This is a genomic window from Pseudomonas sp. PDNC002, assembly GCF_016919445.1.
In the GTDB taxonomy this organism is placed as follows: Bacteria; Pseudomonadota; Gammaproteobacteria; order Pseudomonadales; family Pseudomonadaceae; genus Pseudomonas.
The window spans coordinates 6332065-6348945 of sequence record NZ_CP070356.1; the positions used below are offsets into that span (position 1 = coordinate 6332065).

Consider the following 16881-nt stretch of genomic DNA (forward strand, 5'->3'; position numbering starts at 1 on the left):
CAAAGCCCCGCACTGCGGGGCTTTGTCGTTTCCGGGCGGCAAACGATGTCGTTCTCAAATACAAATTTTTCATATTTGCATTTGACGCCCCTGATACCATGGCGCGCTGCCATATACCGCTCTGGAACCTGTCGATGCTCCACCGCCGTACCGCCCTGTGCCTCGTGCCGCTGCTGTCCGCCCTCGCCCTTGCCGCGTGCAAGCCGGAGACCTCCCAGCACGCCGTGGCCGAGCCCGGCGAAGCACTGTCCGGCGGTGCCACCACGGTCCGCCAGAGCGACCGCAACGCCTATTCCATGCCCTCGGCCAACCTCACGCCGAGCCGCCGCCTGGACTTCAGCGTGGGCAACAGCTTCTTCCGCAATCCCTGGGTGATCGCGCCGACCACCACCACTGCGCGCGACGGCCTCGGCCCGCTGTTCAACACCAACGCCTGCCAGAACTGCCACATCAAGGACGGCCGCGGCCATCCGCCGGAGTTGAACGACGTCAACGCCGTGTCGATGCTGGTGCGCCTGTCGATCCCCGCCGGCTCCGCCGATGTCGAGACCATCAAGCGCCTGGGCGTGGTGCCCGAGCCGGTGTACGGCGGCCAGTTCCAGGACTCGGCGATCCCCGGCGTGGCGCCCGAAGGCAAGGTCCGCGTGGAGTACGACGCGGTGCCGGTGACCTTCAAGGACGGCACCGTGGTCGAGTTGCGCAAACCCAAGCTGCGCATCAGCGACCTGGGCTATGGCCCGATGCACGCGGACACGATGTTCTCCGCCCGCATCGCCCCGCCGATGATCGGCCTGGGCCTGCTGGAGTCCATCAGAGAAGCGGACATCCTGGCCAACGCCGAGCTTCAGGCCAAAGGCAGCGACGGCATCCACGGCCGACCGAACCGGGTCTGGGACGATGCCACGCAACAGACCGTCCTCGGCCGCTTCGGCTGGAAGGCCGGGCAGCCCAACGTCGCCCAACAGAACGCCCACGCCTTCTCCGGTGACATGGGCCTGACCAGCGACCTGCTGCCCAGCGACGACTGTACGGCAGCGCAGACCGACTGCAAGAACGCCATCGACGGCGGCAAGCCGGAAGTCAGCCAGCACATCTTCAACCAGGTCGCCTTCTACGCCCGCAACCTCGCGGTACCGGCGCGGCGCAAGGTCGACGACCCGCAGGTGCTGACCGGCAAGGGACTGTTCTTCGACACCGGTTGCGCCAGCTGCCACACACCCAAATTCACCACCGGGCCGAACGCCGCCGAGCCCGAACTGGCCAACCAGGTCATCCGCCCCTACAGCGACCTGCTGCTGCATGACATGGGCGAGGGACTAGCGGACAATCGCCCGGAATTTCTTGCCAGCGGCCGCGATTGGCGCACGGCGCCGCTGTGGGGCATCGGCCTGACCGAGACGGTCAACGGTCACACCCAGTTCCTGCATGACGGCCGCGCCCGCAACCTGCTCGAAGCCGTGCTTTGGCACGGCGGCGAAGCCGAAGCGGCCAAGCAACGCGTACTGAATTTCGACGCCGGGCAGCGCGATGCCCTGCTGGCGTTCCTGAACTCACTCTAAGGAGCCGAGCCCACCATGTTCCGCCCCCGACTTCTGATCACCAGCCTCGCCATCGCCCTGGGCGCCTGCTCGCCCACCGACCCGCAGGCCACCACCAGCGCCACGCTGGCCCAGCAGGTGATCCTGCCGACCTACAGCCGCTGGGTCGATGCCGACCGCGCGCTGGCCGCCAGCGCCCTGGCCTACTGCCAGGGCAAGGAAGACCTGACCAAGGCGCGCGCCGACTTCATGGCCGCGCAGAAGGCCTGGGCCGAACTGCAACCGCTGCTGGTCGGCCCGCTGGCCGAGGGCAACCGCTCCTGGCAGGTACAGTTCTGGCCGGACAAGAAGAACCTCGTGGCGCGCCAGGTCGAGCAACTGCTCAACAGCGGCAACGCGATTTCCCCGGCGACCCTGGATAAATCCAGCGTCGTGGTCCAGGGCCTGACGGCCTACGAATACATCCTCTACGACGCCAAGATCGACCTCGCCAATGCCGAGACCAAGGCCCGCTACTGCCCGCTGCTGGAAGCCATCGGCAGCCACCAGCAGGCCCTGGCGGAGAGCATTCTGGCGCAGTGGAAGCAGGACGGCGGCATGCTCGCCCAGCTCTCCAAGTTCCCCAACGAGCGCTACGCCGATGCCCACGAGGCCATCGCCGAACTGCTGCGCGTGCAGGTCACCGCGCTGGACATGCTGAAGAAAAAACTCGGCACCCCGCTGGGCCGCCAGAGCAAGGGCATCCCGCAGCCGTTCCAGGCCGAAGGCTGGCGTAGCGACATGTCGCTGGCGAGCCTGGACTCCAGCCTGACCGGCGCCCAGGCGCTGTGGGACGGCACCGACAAGAAGGGCCTGCGCGCCCTGTTGCCGGCCGAGCAGAAAGAATTGGCCGGCAAGATCGACGCGGCCTACGCCGATGTCCACGGCAAGCTGAAAGCCATCAACCAACCCCTCAGCGAATTGCTGAAGGACGAGGCTGGCCTCAAGCAACTGAACGAGCTGTATGACAGCCTCAACGTCGTCCACCGCCTGCACGAAGGCGACCTGGCGAAAGCCCTGGGCGTACAACTGGGGTTCAACGCCAACGACGGCGATTGATTCGATCTGCTGCGCGTCGGCCAGGTGTCGTTGGAAAGGTGCGTCGGATTGCTCATTGGCTAGAGCCAACTCCGCATCCGCTGCACCTTCCCGCCTAGCCTGGCGCTAGCTCGCAAGATCGACGGGAAACAAGAAGCGAACGAGGTGAACGCCATGTTGCGACGTCACGTGATCGGCCTAGGCAGCCTGCTGCTCGGCGCCCTGACCTTCGGCGGCTGGACGCTGTCACGCAAGGGCAAGGAGCCCCTGGTGCTGTCCGCCCGTGACGACGCGGATGGCAAGCACTACGCCGTGGGCTATCGCCTGGATGGCAGCTGTGCCTTCGCCACCGAAGTCGGCCTGCGCTGCCATGACGTGGTGCAGCATCCCGAGCTGCCACTGGCGCTGTTCGTGGCCCGGCGTCCGGGGCGGCAGAGCTACCTGATCGACCTGAACGACGGCCGCCTGCTGCAGACCCTCGACTCGCAGGCCGACCGCCACTTCTACGGCCATGGCGTCTGGCACAAGGACGGCGAGTGGCTCTACGCCACCGAGAATGACACCACCGATCCGGGGCGCGGCATGCTCGGCGTGTACCGCTTCGACGGTGAGCGCCTCGCGCATACCGGCGAGATTTCCACCCACGGCCTCGGCCCGCACCAGGTGTCCTGGATGCCCGACGGCGAGACGCTGGTGGTCGCCAACGGCGGCATCCGCACCGAAGCCGAAAGCCGCGTGGAAATGAACCTCGACGCCATGGAGCCGAGCCTGGTGCTGATGCGCCGCGACGGCTCGCTGATCTCCAAGGAAACCCTGCCGCAGCAGATGAACAGCGTGCGCCACCTGGCGATTGCCGATGACGGCACCATCGTCGCCGGCCAGCAATACATGGGCGATGCCCACGACCGCGCCGACCTGCTCGCCATCAAGCGCCCCGGCCAACCGTTCCAGCCCTTCCCGCTGGCCGACGAGCAACGCCTGACCATGACCCAGTACACCGCCAGTGTCGCCGTGCACAACGAACTGCGCCTGGTCGCGCTCACCGCGCCGCGCGGCAACCGCTTCTTCATCTGGGACCTGGACACCGGCGCCGTGCGCCTGGACGCGCCGCTACCCGATTGCGCCGGCGTCGGCGCAGTGAAGGACGGCTTCGTCGTTACCTCCGGCCAGGGCCGCTGCCGCGTCTACGACTGCCGCAGCGAGCGCATCGCCGGCACGCCGCTGGACCTGCCCCCGGCGTTCTGGGACAACCACCTGCACCTGGCCTGACCCTGCGAAATGGGTTGGACTTGAATAACAAGTCCAACCGCAGTGCCGCGAGTCGGTGAATACCCGGCGACAATTAGGCCCAAGTCTTCCTTGAGTTCAAGACTGCAAAGCCCTCGACTATCATTCGCTAAAATCAACCTGGAATATCGGCAATTCATTGCTCATGATTTCAAAGCCATTCACTGGCTCGCTTATCCGTTCAATATATAAAACTCAAAGTCCCCACCTCGTTTCACGAGTCAATTACCCGCAAAATATCAGACGAAGAATCTGACCGGCCGCATGCACACCTGCAAATCTCACCGCTGAAATATTCTAGAACCCGCCAATAACATAGATTTATCGCCACAACTTACAAAACCACAAACCAAGCCTTCAACCCAGGCACGACAAGGGATTAATCAGCAGAAATATATATTAAAAACCAATAATATTATTAGTTATTCCTTGAATTGCCATAACTTCCCCCATGCCTTTTCATACCCTCGACTACTGACTCAGTAGCAACACCGAAGAGCCGATAAAACTCGATCTTCGCAGAAAGTTTTATATTACCTCCGGGGGTCAGCTTTAGCTAATCACACTTATGAATAAGGTATTCTCTGTCGTTTGGAACACATCGCGCTCCTGCTGGACTGTTGCCGTGGAAACAGCCAAAGGCCGTAAAAAAAGCAGCACGTCTAACAAGTCGTCCTTTGTTTCTGAGCGAATTCTGGATAGGGTCAAGTCATCAGCGCGCGTCGGACTTACGGCAAGCGCTGGATTACTAGCCGCAAGCATTCAGTCATACGCCCTCTCCGAGCCTGCCACAGGCTCAGTCAATGAGAGTGCGGACGGTAGCTGCACAGGTATTTCGAACGGAACAGCGCAACCGGGCACCGCGAATCAGCCTAATTGCCCCCTGGTACTACGCAGTGCAGCCAAGCTGTCCAGCACGGCCGTGAGCGGTATCACGTACTTCCACGCAAACACGACCCAGCCAGATTCGCAGGCAACGGGACAGGAGTCGTTGGCAATCGGTCCGGGCGCCGTCTCGTCCGGAACCAATAGCATCGCGCTGGGTCAGACCGCCGCTGCCGCGGGTTGGGGTGGTGTGGCCATCGGCCTGCTTAGCAATGCACCTAATACGAACACCGTTGCAGTGGGTCGCGAGACGGACGCCCTATCGGATGGCAGCATTGCCATCGGTTCCGCAGCCTCTGTCGATGCCGCAGCTACATATGGCGTCGCTATTGGTAACGCTGCATCAGTATCGAGCTCCGGGATTAACAGCATTTCCTTGGGAAAACGTTCGGTCGCCGACCGTGCCAATACGGTCTCGGTGGGCGACGTTGGTACGGAACGGCAGATCGTGAACATGAGCAACGGTGTACAGGCCACCGATGCAGTGAACGTCAGCCAACTCCAAGGGGTGACGCAGGCGCTTGGCACAAGCGCAGCGGTGAATACCGACGGCACCATCGCCGCTCCAAGCTATGCGCTGAATAAAGCCAACAGTATTGGCGGCACCACTGGCGCGGCAGCTGATGTCGGCACGGCGTTCAGCAAGGTCGACGGTGCCCTCGGTTCCCTCGACACCCGCGTCAGCCAGAACACCACGAACATCGCGGGCAACACCACCTCGATCACCAATCTGCAGAACAACATCAACAACGGCACGGCGGGCCTGGTGCAACAAAGCAGCGCCGGCGCCACCCTGACCGTCGGCAAGGACACCGATGGCGTGGCGGTGAGCTTCGCCGACAAGAACAGCAGCAGCCGCTCGCTGACCAACGTCAGCGCCGGTGTCAGCGGCACCGATGCGGTGAACATGTCGCAGCTCAACACCACCAATGCCAACGTGGACCGCGTGGAAGGCAAGGCCGACCAGCTCGGCACGACGGCGGCTACCGCGCTGGGCGGCGGCGCCAGCTACGACAGCGTGGCCGGCGACCTGTCCCTGCCCAGCTACGCGCTGGACAAGGCCAACAGCATCGGCGGCACCACCGGCGCGGCAACTAACGTCGGCTCGGCCTTCGGCAAGGTCGACGGTGCCCTGGGGGCGCTCGATACCCGCGTCAGCCAGAACACCACCAACATCGCGGGCAACACCGCATCGATCACCGATCTGCAGAACACGGTCAACAATATCGACAACGGCACGGTTGGCCTGGTGCAGCAAGCCGGCCCCGGCGCCACGCTGACCGTCGGCAAGGACACCAATGGCGCGGCGGTGAGTTTCGCCGACAAGAATGGCAGCAGCCGCTCGCTGACCAACGTCAGCGCCGGGGTCTCCGGCACCGATGCGGTGAACATGTCGCAGCTCAACACCACCAATGCCAACGTGGACCGCGTGGAAGGCAAGGCCGACCAGCTCGGCACGACGGCAGCCACCGCGCTGGGTGGCGGCGCCAGCTACGACAGCACCGCCGGCAGCCTGTCCCTACCCAGCTATGCGCTGGACAAGGCCAACAGCATCGGCGGCACCACCGGCGCGGCAACTAACGTGGGCTCGGCCTTTGGCAAGGTCGACGGCGCCCTGGGGGCGCTCGACACCCGCGTCAGCCAGAACACCACCAGCATCGCGGGCAACACCGCATCGATCACCGACCTGCAAAACACCGTCAACAACATCGACAACGGCACCGTAGGTCTGGTGCAACAGACCAGCGCCGGCGCCGTGCTGACCGTCGGCAAGGACACCGATGGCGCGGCCGTAAGCTTCGCCGACAAGAATGGCAGCAGCCGCTCGCTGACCAACGTCAGCGCCGGGGTCGCCGGCACCGATGCGGTGAACATGTCGCAACTCAACACCACCAACGCCAACGTGGACCGCGTGGAAGGCAAGGCCGACCAGCTCGGCACGACGGCAGCCACCGCGCTGGGTGGCGGCGCCAGCTACAACAGCACCGCCGGCAGCCTTTCCGCACCGAGCTATGCGCTGGACAAGGCCAACGCCATCGGTGGCACCGTCGGCGCGGCAAGCGATATCGGCACGGCCTTCGGCAAGGTGGATGGCGCCCTGGGTACGCTTGATACCCGCGTATCCCAGAACACTTCCGACATCGACGATATACAGACCACGATCAGCAACTTCGACACCAGCAAGGCCGGCCTGGTGCAACAGGCCACTCCTGGCGCCAACCTGACCGTGGGCGCCAAAACCGACGGTGCCGCCATCCTCTTGGCCGACAAAAACGGCAACACTCGTGCACTGAAGAACCTGACCGCCGGGGTCGACGCTAACGACGCGGTGAACATGTCGCAGCTCAACACCACCAATGCCAACGTGACTCGCGTGGAAGGCAAGGCCGACCAGCTCGGCACGACGGCAGCCACCGCGCTGGGCGGCGGCGCCAGCTACGACAGCGCGGCCGGAAGCCTGTCCCTGCCCAGCTATGCCCTGGACAAGGCGAACACCATTGGCGGCACCACCGGCGCGGCAAGCGATGTCGGCTCGGCCTTCGGCAAGGTCGACGGTGCCCTGGGTGCGCTCGATACCCGCGTCAGCCAGAACACCACCGACATCAATGACCTGCAGACCACGGTCAACGACATCGACAACGGCACCGTCGGGCTCGTGCAGCAAGCCAGCGCCGGCGCCAACCTGACCGTCGGCAAGGACACCGATGGCGTGGCCGTGAGCTTCGCCGACAAGAACGGCAGCAGCCGTTCGCTGACCAACGTCAGCGCCGGTGTCGCCGCCACCGATGCGGTGAACATGTCGCAGCTCAACACCACCAATGCCAATGTGACCCGCGTGGAAGGCAAGGCCGACCAGCTCGGCACCTCGGCGGCCGCTGTATTGGGTGCGACCTATGACGCCACCAACGGCCTCATCGCGGCACCCAGCTACGCCCTGAGCAACGCCAACCGCATCGACAACACCAGCGGGGCGGCAACCGACGTCGGGAGCGCGTTCGTCACCGTGGACAATGCGCTGGGCAACCTGGACTCCCGGGTCACCCAGAACACCACCGAGATCATCGGCCTGGATGGCCGCGTGACCACCATCGAGAACGCCGTGGTGGGCGGTGGCGGTGTGAAATACCTGCACGCGAACTCCAGCAAGGCGGACTCTGTTGCCAGTGGCGCCGACTCCCTGGCCCTGGGGCCGAATGCCCAGGCGTCCGCGGCCGGATCGAGTGCGGTCGGCAACGACGCCAGCGCCTCGGGAGCCGGCGCCGTCGCCATGGGCGAAGGCGCGGCAGCATCCGCCGATGGCAGCGTTGCACTGGGCAAGGGCTCCAGTGACGGCGGCCGTGGCGCGGAAACCTACGCGGGGGCCTATTCCGGCGCCAGCAACACCACGGCGGGCACTGTATCGGTGGGTAACGCGACGACGGGTGAAACCCGCACCATCAGCAATGTCGCCGATGGCAAGGAAGCGAACGACGCGGTCAACATGCGCCAGCTCGACGGTGCCGTCGCCGAGGCCAAGCAATACACGGACGACTCGATCAGCACGCTCAATACCAACGTCGCCAACAACGACGTGCGCATCAACGCCGCCGAAACCAATATCAGCAACATCCAGAACGGCACCGACGGCATGTTCCAGGTGAACAACACCGGCGGCTACTCGAAGCCGACGCCCACTGGAACCAACGCCGTCGCCGGCGGCTCGGGGGCAGTGGCGTCCGCGGCCAACAGCACGGCCATCGGCACCCAGTCCAAGGCCACGGCGAGCAATTCCGTCGCACTGGGCGCCAACTCGGTGGCCGACCGGGAGAACAGCGTGTCGATGGGCAGCACCGGTAACGAGCGGCAGGTCACCAACGTGGCCGCTGGCACCAGCGATACCGATGCGGTCAACGTCGCCCAGCTGAACGAAAGCCTGGCCAACATCTCCACCGACCACAGCTACACCGACCAGCGCTACAACGAGCTGAAAGGTGACCTGAAGGAGCAGGACGACATCCTCAGTGCCGGTATCGCTGGCGCGATGGCCCAGGCCGCCCTGCCCCAGCCGTACGTTCCGGGGGCCAGCATGACGGCCGCCAGCGCCAGTAACTACAGGGGGCAGTCGGCCCTCGCGGTGGGCGTGTCGCGCATCTCCAACGACGGCCACTGGGTCACCAAACTGCAGGGCAGCGCCAATACCCAGCAGGACTTCGGTGTCTCCGTGGGCGTGGGTTACCAGTGGTAATCCCGCGAGCTTGAGTAAAGGCCCGGCTCACGCCGGGCCTTTTCTTATCCGCTGGGAATCGCTCTACCCGCCTTGCGCCCACCATCCGCCCGCCCGGAACGCCCGTACCAGAGCGTCTGCCGCATCAATACCACTCGTCTGCTCGCCCTCAGGAAGGGCCCCGCGCGGCCGATGCAGAGACTGACCGATTCCCACTCTGCGTCTTAGAGGCGTAAACCCGATGTCCCCCAACACTTCCTTGCGTACCCAGATCCTTTCGCTGCTGGGCGGCAGCCTGCTGCTCGTGCTGCTGATCGCCCTTGCCTGCTTCCACTTCCTCTCCGGCAGCGTCGGCGCCTACCAGCGCCTGCTCGACGGCCCGCTGCAATCCTCACAACTGGTCGACCAGGCCAACCTCGCCTTCAAGGTCCAGGTGCAGGAGTGGAAGAACGTCCTGCTGCGCGGCCAGCAGCCCGCCGACCTGAACAAGTACTGGGGCCAGTTCGAGGACCAGGAGCGCGCCGTACAGGACATCCTCGGTCGCCTGGAGCAGAACGCCGGCGACGAGCCGCAGCTCAAGGCCCAGGTGACCCGCCTGCGCGACGAGCACCGCCAGCTCGGCCAGGCCTATCGCAAGGGCCGCGACGCCTACCTCGCCGCCGGCAGCGACCCGCGCGCCGGTGACGCCGCCGTGAAAGGCATCGACCGCGCCGCCAGCGAGCAGATGGCCGCCCTGGTGGACGGCTTGCATCGCGAAGCCCATGAGCAGTCCCAGGCGATCTCCGCCAACGCCAGCAGCACCGTCATCAGCGGCAGCCTGATCCTGTTGATCTCCGGCCTCGCCCTGGGCCTGCTCAGCCTGTGGCTGGTCAACCGCAACCTGATCGGCCCGATCGCCCGCCTGATCGAGCACATCGCCCAGCTCAGCGAAGGCAACTTCGGCGAGCGCGTCGACGCCACGCGTCGCGACGAACTGGGCCGCCTGGCCCGCGCCGCCAATACCCTGCGCGACTTCCTGGCCGAGACCTTCACCCGCCTCAAGCACAGCACCACCGAACTGGACACCGCCAGCGGCGAGCTGAACGCCATCGCCACGCTGATGGCCGAAGGCACCCGCGAGCAGTTCTCGCGCACCGACCAGGTGGCCACGGCGATGCACGAGATGTCCGCCACCGCGCAGGAAGTCGCCCGCCATGCCTCGGACGCCGCCCGCGCCGCCGACGACGCCGACCAACATGCGCAACAGGGCGGCGAGGTGATGAAGACCACCATCGTCACCATCACCGAGATGAGCAACGAGATCGCCAACACTGCCGAAGTGATCCGCCGCCTGGAAAGCGACAGCGGGCGCATCGGCAAGGTGCTCGAAGTGATCCGCGGCATCGCCGACCAGACCAACCTGCTGGCGCTCAACGCCGCCATCGAGGCCGCCCGCGCCGGCGAAGCCGGCCGTGGTTTCGCCGTGGTCGCCGACGAGGTCCGCACCCTGGCTCAACGCACCGCCGAGTCCACCGCCGAGATCCACCAGATCATCGACACCGTGCAGACCGGCTCGGTGAACGCCCTGCGCGCCATCGAGAACGGCCAGACCCGCAGCGAGCAGGGCGTGGAGCGCGTCACCCAGGCCGGCGAAGTGCTGCGCAGCATCACCCTCGCCGTGGAAGCGATCCGCGACATGAACCGCCAGATCGCCACCGCCGCCGAGGAACAGACCTCGGTCGCCGAGGACATCTCGCGCAACCTCACCGAGATCACCGCCATCGGCGCCACCAACGAGGAAAACGTGGTGCGCACCCAGGGCGCCAGCCGCCACCTGCACGGTCTTTCCGGCGAAATCGCCGAGGTCACCCGCAAGCTCAGCGCCTGACCTGCTTCGGCCACACGGAAGTGGCCCCTCCTCCGGTATTTACTGCCGCACCGATTCAGCGCCTATTTCTCGTAATCCCTTCAAATCCTGCGGGAAACGTCTTGTAAACGCGGCCCTTTGACTCGCCGTCGATTCAGGAATAAGGTGCGCAATTCGCCCCGCAATGGGGCGTCCCCGTATCGGCTTCAGAGCCTGATCGACATCTACGCGAACGGAAGGCCGTCCAGTGAAAACCGGGCGAGCGGATCGCGGCCGATTGCTGCCAGGCACGTACCAAGGAACAGGAAGATGTTGCGCCGCATGCTGATCATGCTGGGCGTAGTTGCCGTCATCGTTGCGGTGCTCGCCGGCTCGAAATACCTCTCTATCACCAAACAGATCGCCATGTTCTCGGCACCGCGCCCGCCGGTGAGCGTGAACGCGACCCTGGCCGAACAACGCGACTGGCAAAGCCGCCTGCCCGCCATCGGCACCCTGCGGGCGATCCAGGGCGTGACCCTGACCGCCGAAGTCTCCGGCACGGTAAGTGCCGTGCAGTTCGTTTCCGGCGAGAAGGTCAATGCCGGCCAGCCCGTCGTGCAGCTGGAATCCGACGTCGAGCAGGCCACCCTGCGCACCGCCGAAGCGGACCTTGGGCTGGCCCAGGTTGAGTATGAGCGCGGCCGCAGCCTGATCGATCGTGGTGCGATCTCCAAGAGCGAGTACGACCGCCTCGCCGCGCAACTGAACCGCTCCATCGCCACCGTCGCGCAACTGCGCGCGAGCCTGGCGAAGAAGCGCATCCTCGCCCCCTTCTCCGGCACCATCGGCATCCGCCAGGTGGACGTCGGCGACTACGTTTCCCCCGGCACCGAGATCGTCACCCTGCAGGACCTTTCCACCCTGCAGGTGGACTTCTTCCTGCCCGAGCAGGATTTCCCGCTGCTCAAGCGCGGGCAGAAAGTCGTAGTGCGCGTGGCGGCCTATCCGGGCCAGAGCTTCGAGGCACAGATCGACGCCATCAGCCCGCGCGTGGACAACCAGACGCGCAACCTGCTGGTCCGCGCCAGCCTGGCCAACCCCGACGGCAAGCTGCTGCCGGGCATGTTCGCCAACCTGGAAGTGCAATTGCCCGACAGCGCGCCGCGCGTGGTCGTCCCGGAGACCGCCGTGGCCTTCACCCTGTACGGCAACTCGGTGTACGTGGTGGTGCCGCACAAGCCCAAGGACGGCGAAAAAGCCGAAGAGGCCAAGGCCGGTGACGCGCCGAAGCTGGAAGTCGAACGCCGCTTCGTGAAGACCGGCGAACGCCGCGAAGGCAGCGTGGTGATCCTCGAGGGCCTGAAGCCCGGCGAGCAGGTGGTGACCTCCGGCCAGCTCAAGCTGGACAACGGCACCGCCGTGGCCATCGTCAAGGACCCGCAGTAATCGCACAACAGTGCCTTCGCCTTTGGGCGGAGGTAACCAGAGACAACCGCTCCGCCCCGGATTTCGCGAGCTAGAGCCAGGCAAGGCGGAGGGGGACGGCGAAAGCGGAGTTGGCCATAGCCAATGAGCATTTCGACGTTCCGCTCCAACGCCGCATGGGCGACGCGCAGCAAATCCGAACACAAAGGATTGAGAGCATGTTTACCGATCCATTCATCCGTCGCCCCGTGCTGGCGACCGTGGTCAGCCTGCTGATCGTCCTGCTCGGCATGCAGGCCTTCAGCAAGCTGGTGATCCGCGAATATCCGCAGATGGAAAACGCGCTGATCACCGTCACCACCTTCTATGCCGGCGCCAACGCCGAAACCATCCAGGGCTACATCACCCAGCCGCTGCAGCAGAGTCTCGCCAGCGCCGAAGGCATCGACTACATGACCTCGGTGAGCCGGCAGAACTACTCGGTGATCTCGATCTACGCGCACATCGGCGCCAACACTGATCGCCTGGTCACCGAACTGCTGTCGAAGATCGGCGAGGTGAAGACCCAGCTGCCGCCGGACGCCGAGGACCCGATCCTCGACAAGGAAGCGGCCGACGCCTCGGCGCTGATGTACATCAGCTTCTTCAGCGAGCAGATGAGCAACCCGCAGATCACCGACTACCTGTCCCGCGTGATCCAGCCCAAGCTTGCCACCCTGCCGGGCATCTCCGAGGCCGAAATCCTCGGTAACCAGGTGTTCGCCATGCGCCTGTGGCTCGACCCGGTGAAGATGGCCGCCTACGGCATCACCGCCGGCGACGTGGCCAGCGCGGTGCGCGAGTACAACTTCCTCTCCGCTGCCGGCGAGGTGAAGGGCGAGATGGTGGTCACCTCGGTGAATGCCACCACCGACCTGAAGTCCCCGGAGGCCTTCGCCGCCATCCCGCTGAAGACCGCGGGCGACCGCCGCGTGCTGATGGGCGACGTGGCGCGCATCGAACTGGGTGCGGCGAGCTATGACGCGGTCAGCTCGTTCAATGGCATCCCTTCCGTGTACATCGGCATCAAGGGCACCCCCAGCTCCAACCCGCTGGACGTGATCAAGGAAGTCCGCGCCAAGATGCCGGAGCTGGAAGAACAGCTGCCGCCAGGGCTGCAGGTGTCCATCGCCTACGACGCCACGCGTTTCATCCAGGCCTCCATCGACGAGGTGGTGAAGACCCTGGCCGAGGCGATCCTGATCGTCATCGTGGTGGTCTTCCTGTTCCTCGGCGCATTCCGCTCGGTGATCATCCCGGTGGTGACCATCCCGCTGTCGATGATCGGCGTGCTGTTCTTCATGCAGATGATGGGCTACTCGATCAACCTGCTGACGCTGCTGGCCATGGTGCTCGCCATCGGCCTGGTGGTGGACGATGCCATCGTGGTGGTGGAGAACATCCACCGCCATATCGAGGAGGGCAAGTCGCCGTTCCAGGGCGCCATCGAAGGCGCGCGGGAGATCGCCGTGCCGGTGGTGACCATGACCATCACCCTGGCCGCGGTGTACGCGCCCATCGGCTTCCTCAGCGGCCTGACCGGTGCGCTGTTCAAGGAGTTCGCCTTCACCCTGGCCGGCGCGGTGATCATCTCCGGCATCGTCGCGCTGACCCTGTCGCCAATGATGTGCTCGCGCCTGCTGCGCCACGAGGAAAACCCCAGCGGTCTTGCCCATCGCCTGGACCTGATCTTCGAGGGACTCAAGCGGCGTTACCAGCGCATGCTCCACGGCACGCTGAACAGCCGTCCGGTGGTGATCGTGTTCGCCCTGCTGGTGCTGGCGATCATCCCGCTGCTGCTGATGTTCACCCACAAGGAACTGGCGCCGGAGGAAGACCAGGGCATCGTCTTCATCATGGCCAACGCGCCGCAGACGGCGAACCTGGACTACCTGTCGAAGTACACGGCGGAGTTCGAGGGCATCTTCCGCAAGTTCCCCGAGTACTATTCGGCGTTCCAGATCAATGGCTACAACGGCGTGCAGACCGGCATCGGCGGCATGCTGCTCAAGCCCTGGGACGAGCGCGATCGCAGCCAGATGGAGTTGCTCCATGCGGTGCAGGGCGAGCTGGACAAGATTCCCGGCCTGCAGATCTTCGGCTTCAACCTGCCGTCGCTGCCGGGCACCGGCGAGGGTCTGCCCTTCCAGTTCGTGATCAACACCGCCAGCGACTACCAGTCCCTGCTGCAGGTCGCCGAGCGGGTGAAGAAGCGCGCCGAAGAGTCGGGCAAGTTCGCCTTCCTCGACCTCGACCTGGCCTTCGACAAGCCCGAACTGGTAGTCGACATCGACCGCGCCAAGGCTGCGCAGATGGGCGTCACCATGCAGGATCTGGGCGTGTCCCTGGGCGCGCTGCTGGGCGAAGGCGAGATCAACCGCTTCACCATCGACGGGCGCAGCTACAAGGTGATCGCCCAGGTCGAGCGCGCCTACCGCGACAACCCGAGCTGGCTGAACAACTACTACGTGAAGAGCCAGAGCGGCCAGCTGATCTCGCTGTCCACCCTGGTGACCTTCCACGAGCGAGCGCGCCCGCGCCAGCTCAACCAGTTCCAGCAGCTCAACTCGGCGATCATCTCCGGTGTGCCGATGGTCAGCATGGGCGAGGCCATCGAGACGGTGCGCGGCATCGCCGAAGAGGAATCGCCGCGCGGCTTCTCGTTCGATTACGCCGGCGCCTCGCGGCAGTTCGTGCAGGAAGGCAGTGCGCTGATGATCACCTTCGCCCTGGCGCTGGCGGTGATCTTCCTGGTGCTGGCGGCGCAGTTCGAGAGCTTCCGCGATCCGCTGGTGATCATGGTCACGGTGCCGCTGTCGATCTGCGGCGCGCTGATTCCGCTGTTCCTCGGCCTGTCGAGCCTGAACATCTACACCCAGGTGGGGCTGGTGACGCTGATCGGATTGATCAGCAAGCACGGCATCCTCATCGTCGAGTTCGCCAACCAGTTGCGCCACGAGCGCGGCCTGTCGGTGCGCGAGGCGGTCGAGGAAGCGGCGGCGATCCGCCTGCGCCCGGTGCTGATGACCACCGCGGCGATGGTGTTGGGCGTGACGCCGCTGCTGTTCGCCACCGGTGCCGGCGCGGTCAGCCGCTTCGACATCGGCGTGGTGATCGCCACCGGCATGAGCGTCGGTACGCTGTTCACCCTGTTCGTGTTGCCTTGCGTGTATACGCTGCTGGCCAAGCCGGACAAGAAGCCTGCCGAAGACCACGCACCGGCAACGGCGCACTGAACGAAAAAGCCCCGCACCTGCGGGGCTTTTTTATGGCGCGGCGGAATCCGCCCCTACCCGTGAATGCCGATGTAAAACCTGCGTAGGAGCGGACTCCGTCCGCGATAGGTCCTCCTCGCGCCGGAAGCCAACGCGGACAAGGTCCGCTCCTACAAAAGTCCGCGTATCAGTCGTTCGTCGGAAGGGAAAACGCCACCAGCCGATATCCCTCGGCGGTACGGATGAAGTCGAAGCTGGCGTGCTTGTCCGGCTCGAAAGAACCCTGCTCCCAATGCTCCATGACCGACATTTTCGGCGTCTTCCACGCCGCGAATTCGCCGCAGTTGTCGAAGTATTGCGGGTCACGCTCGGGGTCGAACGGCCAGCCCATATCATCCTGGCGTACGCCGTAGCCGCCGGAGGCCCGCAGGGCTTCCAACCGCTTGCGCAGTGCGGGGCCGTGCTGGCGCAGCATGTCGGCCACGGTGGCTGCCTTCCAGTCATCCAGTGGTTCACTGCCCTGTCCGGTCCAGACCTGTCCCAGGCTGTTCGCTTTCAGCGACGCATCATCGAGGTGCGGTAGAAACCTATCCCGGAACCAGGCGGCGAAGTCCTTCTCGATGTCGACGAAGCTGTAGTAGCGCCCATCGACACCCTTGAAGGACACGCGGCGCGGGTCGCTCGATGGCTGGGCGCTGGTCTCCAGGGAGAACCAGTCCAGCGCATCGGCGCGCGCCGCATCGAAACCTTCGACCAATGTCGAGCCGTGGCGGTCGATCAGCAGTTCGGTGCCGCCCTTCCAGCCCTTGTGCTCGCATTGCTGCAGGTTCACACCTGGGTCGGCGCAACTGCGGGTCGCGCCTACGAGCGCCACCGCCATGCCATTGCGCATCGCGGTGGCGTCGTTCAATCGTGCGGGAATCACTACCTGGCCATTGCCATCGAGGAAGCCGACCATGTCGCGCGCACGGTCGCGGAATCGGATGCTGTCCTCGCTCTCGCAGATGGGGGCATTGTCGAAAAAGTAGAGCGAATCCGCCGCGACCTGGCGGCCGTCGCGGAGCAGGTGATAAGTGCGGTAGCCGCTGGCCGTCTCTTCGCCGGTGGCGATGATGCGGTCGAAGCGCCGTGCCAGTGTGAACATCGGGCTGAGCGTCGGCGCGATCTTCACCCTGCCCTGCGCGTCCTTGAAACCGATCAGGTCGTTTTCGCTGAAGGCGATCCAGGACTCGTCCGCGGCCCATCCAGGCGCAGCCAGCACCAGCGCGCCGAGGGCGATCAGCCAGTGGCGAATGCGTTTCTCATCCATGCTCTCGGGCCTCCGCTCCAATCCGTTGCCTGGCGCATTGTGCCACCGCCTTCGCCCGCATCGCCCAAACAAAA

8 protein-coding genes are annotated in these 16881 nt (G+C 65.0%); 7 read left to right on the forward strand and 1 reads right to left on the reverse strand.

The genetic code is table 11. The features are described 5' to 3' along the window. Positions 1-134: 134 nt before the first annotated feature. From JVX91_RS28705 to JVX91_RS28735, 7 genes are all read left to right on the forward strand, one after another. Complete coding sequence (locus tag JVX91_RS28705) at positions 135-1559, forward strand: di-heme oxidoredictase family protein (RefSeq protein ID WP_205337401.1); 1425 nt, start codon at positions 135-137, stop codon at positions 1557-1559. A gap of 15 nt (positions 1560-1574) precedes the next feature. Further along, positions 1575-2636 carry an imelysin family protein gene (locus tag JVX91_RS28710; RefSeq protein ID WP_205337402.1) on the forward strand — a complete coding sequence of 354 codons (1062 nt, stop codon included), beginning with the start codon at positions 1575-1577 and terminating at the stop codon, positions 2634-2636. Positions 2637-2789: 153 nt separating this feature from the next. Then, a complete protein-coding gene (locus tag JVX91_RS28715; protein ID WP_205337403.1) occupies positions 2790-3884 on the forward strand; it encodes a DUF1513 domain-containing protein in 1095 nt (364 codons plus the stop codon). 1357 nt (positions 3885-5241) lie between these two features. Next, complete coding sequence (locus JVX91_RS29175) at positions 5242-9012, forward strand: YadA-like family protein (protein WP_275892379.1); 3771 nt, start codon at positions 5242-5244, stop codon at positions 9010-9012. A 220-nt stretch (positions 9013-9232) separates the two neighbouring features. Continuing rightward, positions 9233-10858 carry a methyl-accepting chemotaxis protein gene (locus JVX91_RS28725; protein ID WP_205337405.1) on the forward strand — a complete coding sequence of 542 codons (1626 nt, stop codon included), beginning with the start codon at positions 9233-9235 and terminating at the stop codon, positions 10856-10858. A 288-nt stretch (positions 10859-11146) separates the two neighbouring features. Beyond that, positions 11147-12265, forward strand: a complete 1119-nt coding sequence (locus tag JVX91_RS28730) for an efflux RND transporter periplasmic adaptor subunit (protein ID WP_205337406.1) — start codon at positions 11147-11149, stop codon at positions 12263-12265. Positions 12266-12462: 197 nt separating this feature from the next. After that, positions 12463-15519 (forward strand): multidrug efflux RND transporter permease subunit, encoded by a 3057-nt coding sequence (locus tag JVX91_RS28735; protein WP_205337407.1) that lies wholly within the window; start codon positions 12463-12465, stop codon positions 15517-15519. 166 nt (positions 15520-15685) lie between these two features. On the opposite strand, the gene JVX91_RS28740 is transcribed toward JVX91_RS28735, so the two are convergent. Continuing rightward, positions 15686-16807 carry a WG repeat-containing protein gene (locus JVX91_RS28740; RefSeq protein WP_205337408.1) on the reverse strand — a complete coding sequence of 374 codons (1122 nt, stop codon included), beginning with the start codon at positions 16805-16807 and terminating at the stop codon, positions 15686-15688. Between the last annotated feature and the right edge of the window lie 74 nt (positions 16808-16881).

What these genes read in the sequence shown, in the direction of transcription:
- JVX91_RS28735 (WP_205337407.1), top strand. Translation starts at nt 12,463, where the DNA reads ATGTTTACCGATCCATTCATCCGTCGCCCCGTGCTGGCGACCGTGGTC.
- JVX91_RS28710 (WP_205337402.1), top strand. Translation starts at nt 1,575, where the DNA reads ATGTTCCGCCCCCGACTTCTGATCACCAGCCTCGCCATCGCCCTGGGC.
- JVX91_RS28705 (WP_205337401.1), top strand. Translation starts at nt 135, where the DNA reads ATGCTCCACCGCCGTACCGCCCTGTGCCTCGTGCCGCTGCTGTCCGCC.
- JVX91_RS29175 (WP_275892379.1), top strand. Translation starts at nt 5,242, where the DNA reads ATGAGCAACGGTGTACAGGCCACCGATGCAGTGAACGTCAGCCAACTC.
- JVX91_RS28715 (WP_205337403.1), top strand. Translation starts at nt 2,790, where the DNA reads ATGTTGCGACGTCACGTGATCGGCCTAGGCAGCCTGCTGCTCGGCGCC.
- JVX91_RS28740 (WP_205337408.1), bottom strand. Translation starts at nt 16,807, where the DNA reads ATGGATGAGAAACGCATTCGCCACTGGCTGATCGCCCTCGGCGCGCTG.
- JVX91_RS28725 (WP_205337405.1), top strand. Translation starts at nt 9,233, where the DNA reads ATGTCCCCCAACACTTCCTTGCGTACCCAGATCCTTTCGCTGCTGGGC.
- JVX91_RS28730 (WP_205337406.1), top strand. Translation starts at nt 11,147, where the DNA reads ATGTTGCGCCGCATGCTGATCATGCTGGGCGTAGTTGCCGTCATCGTT.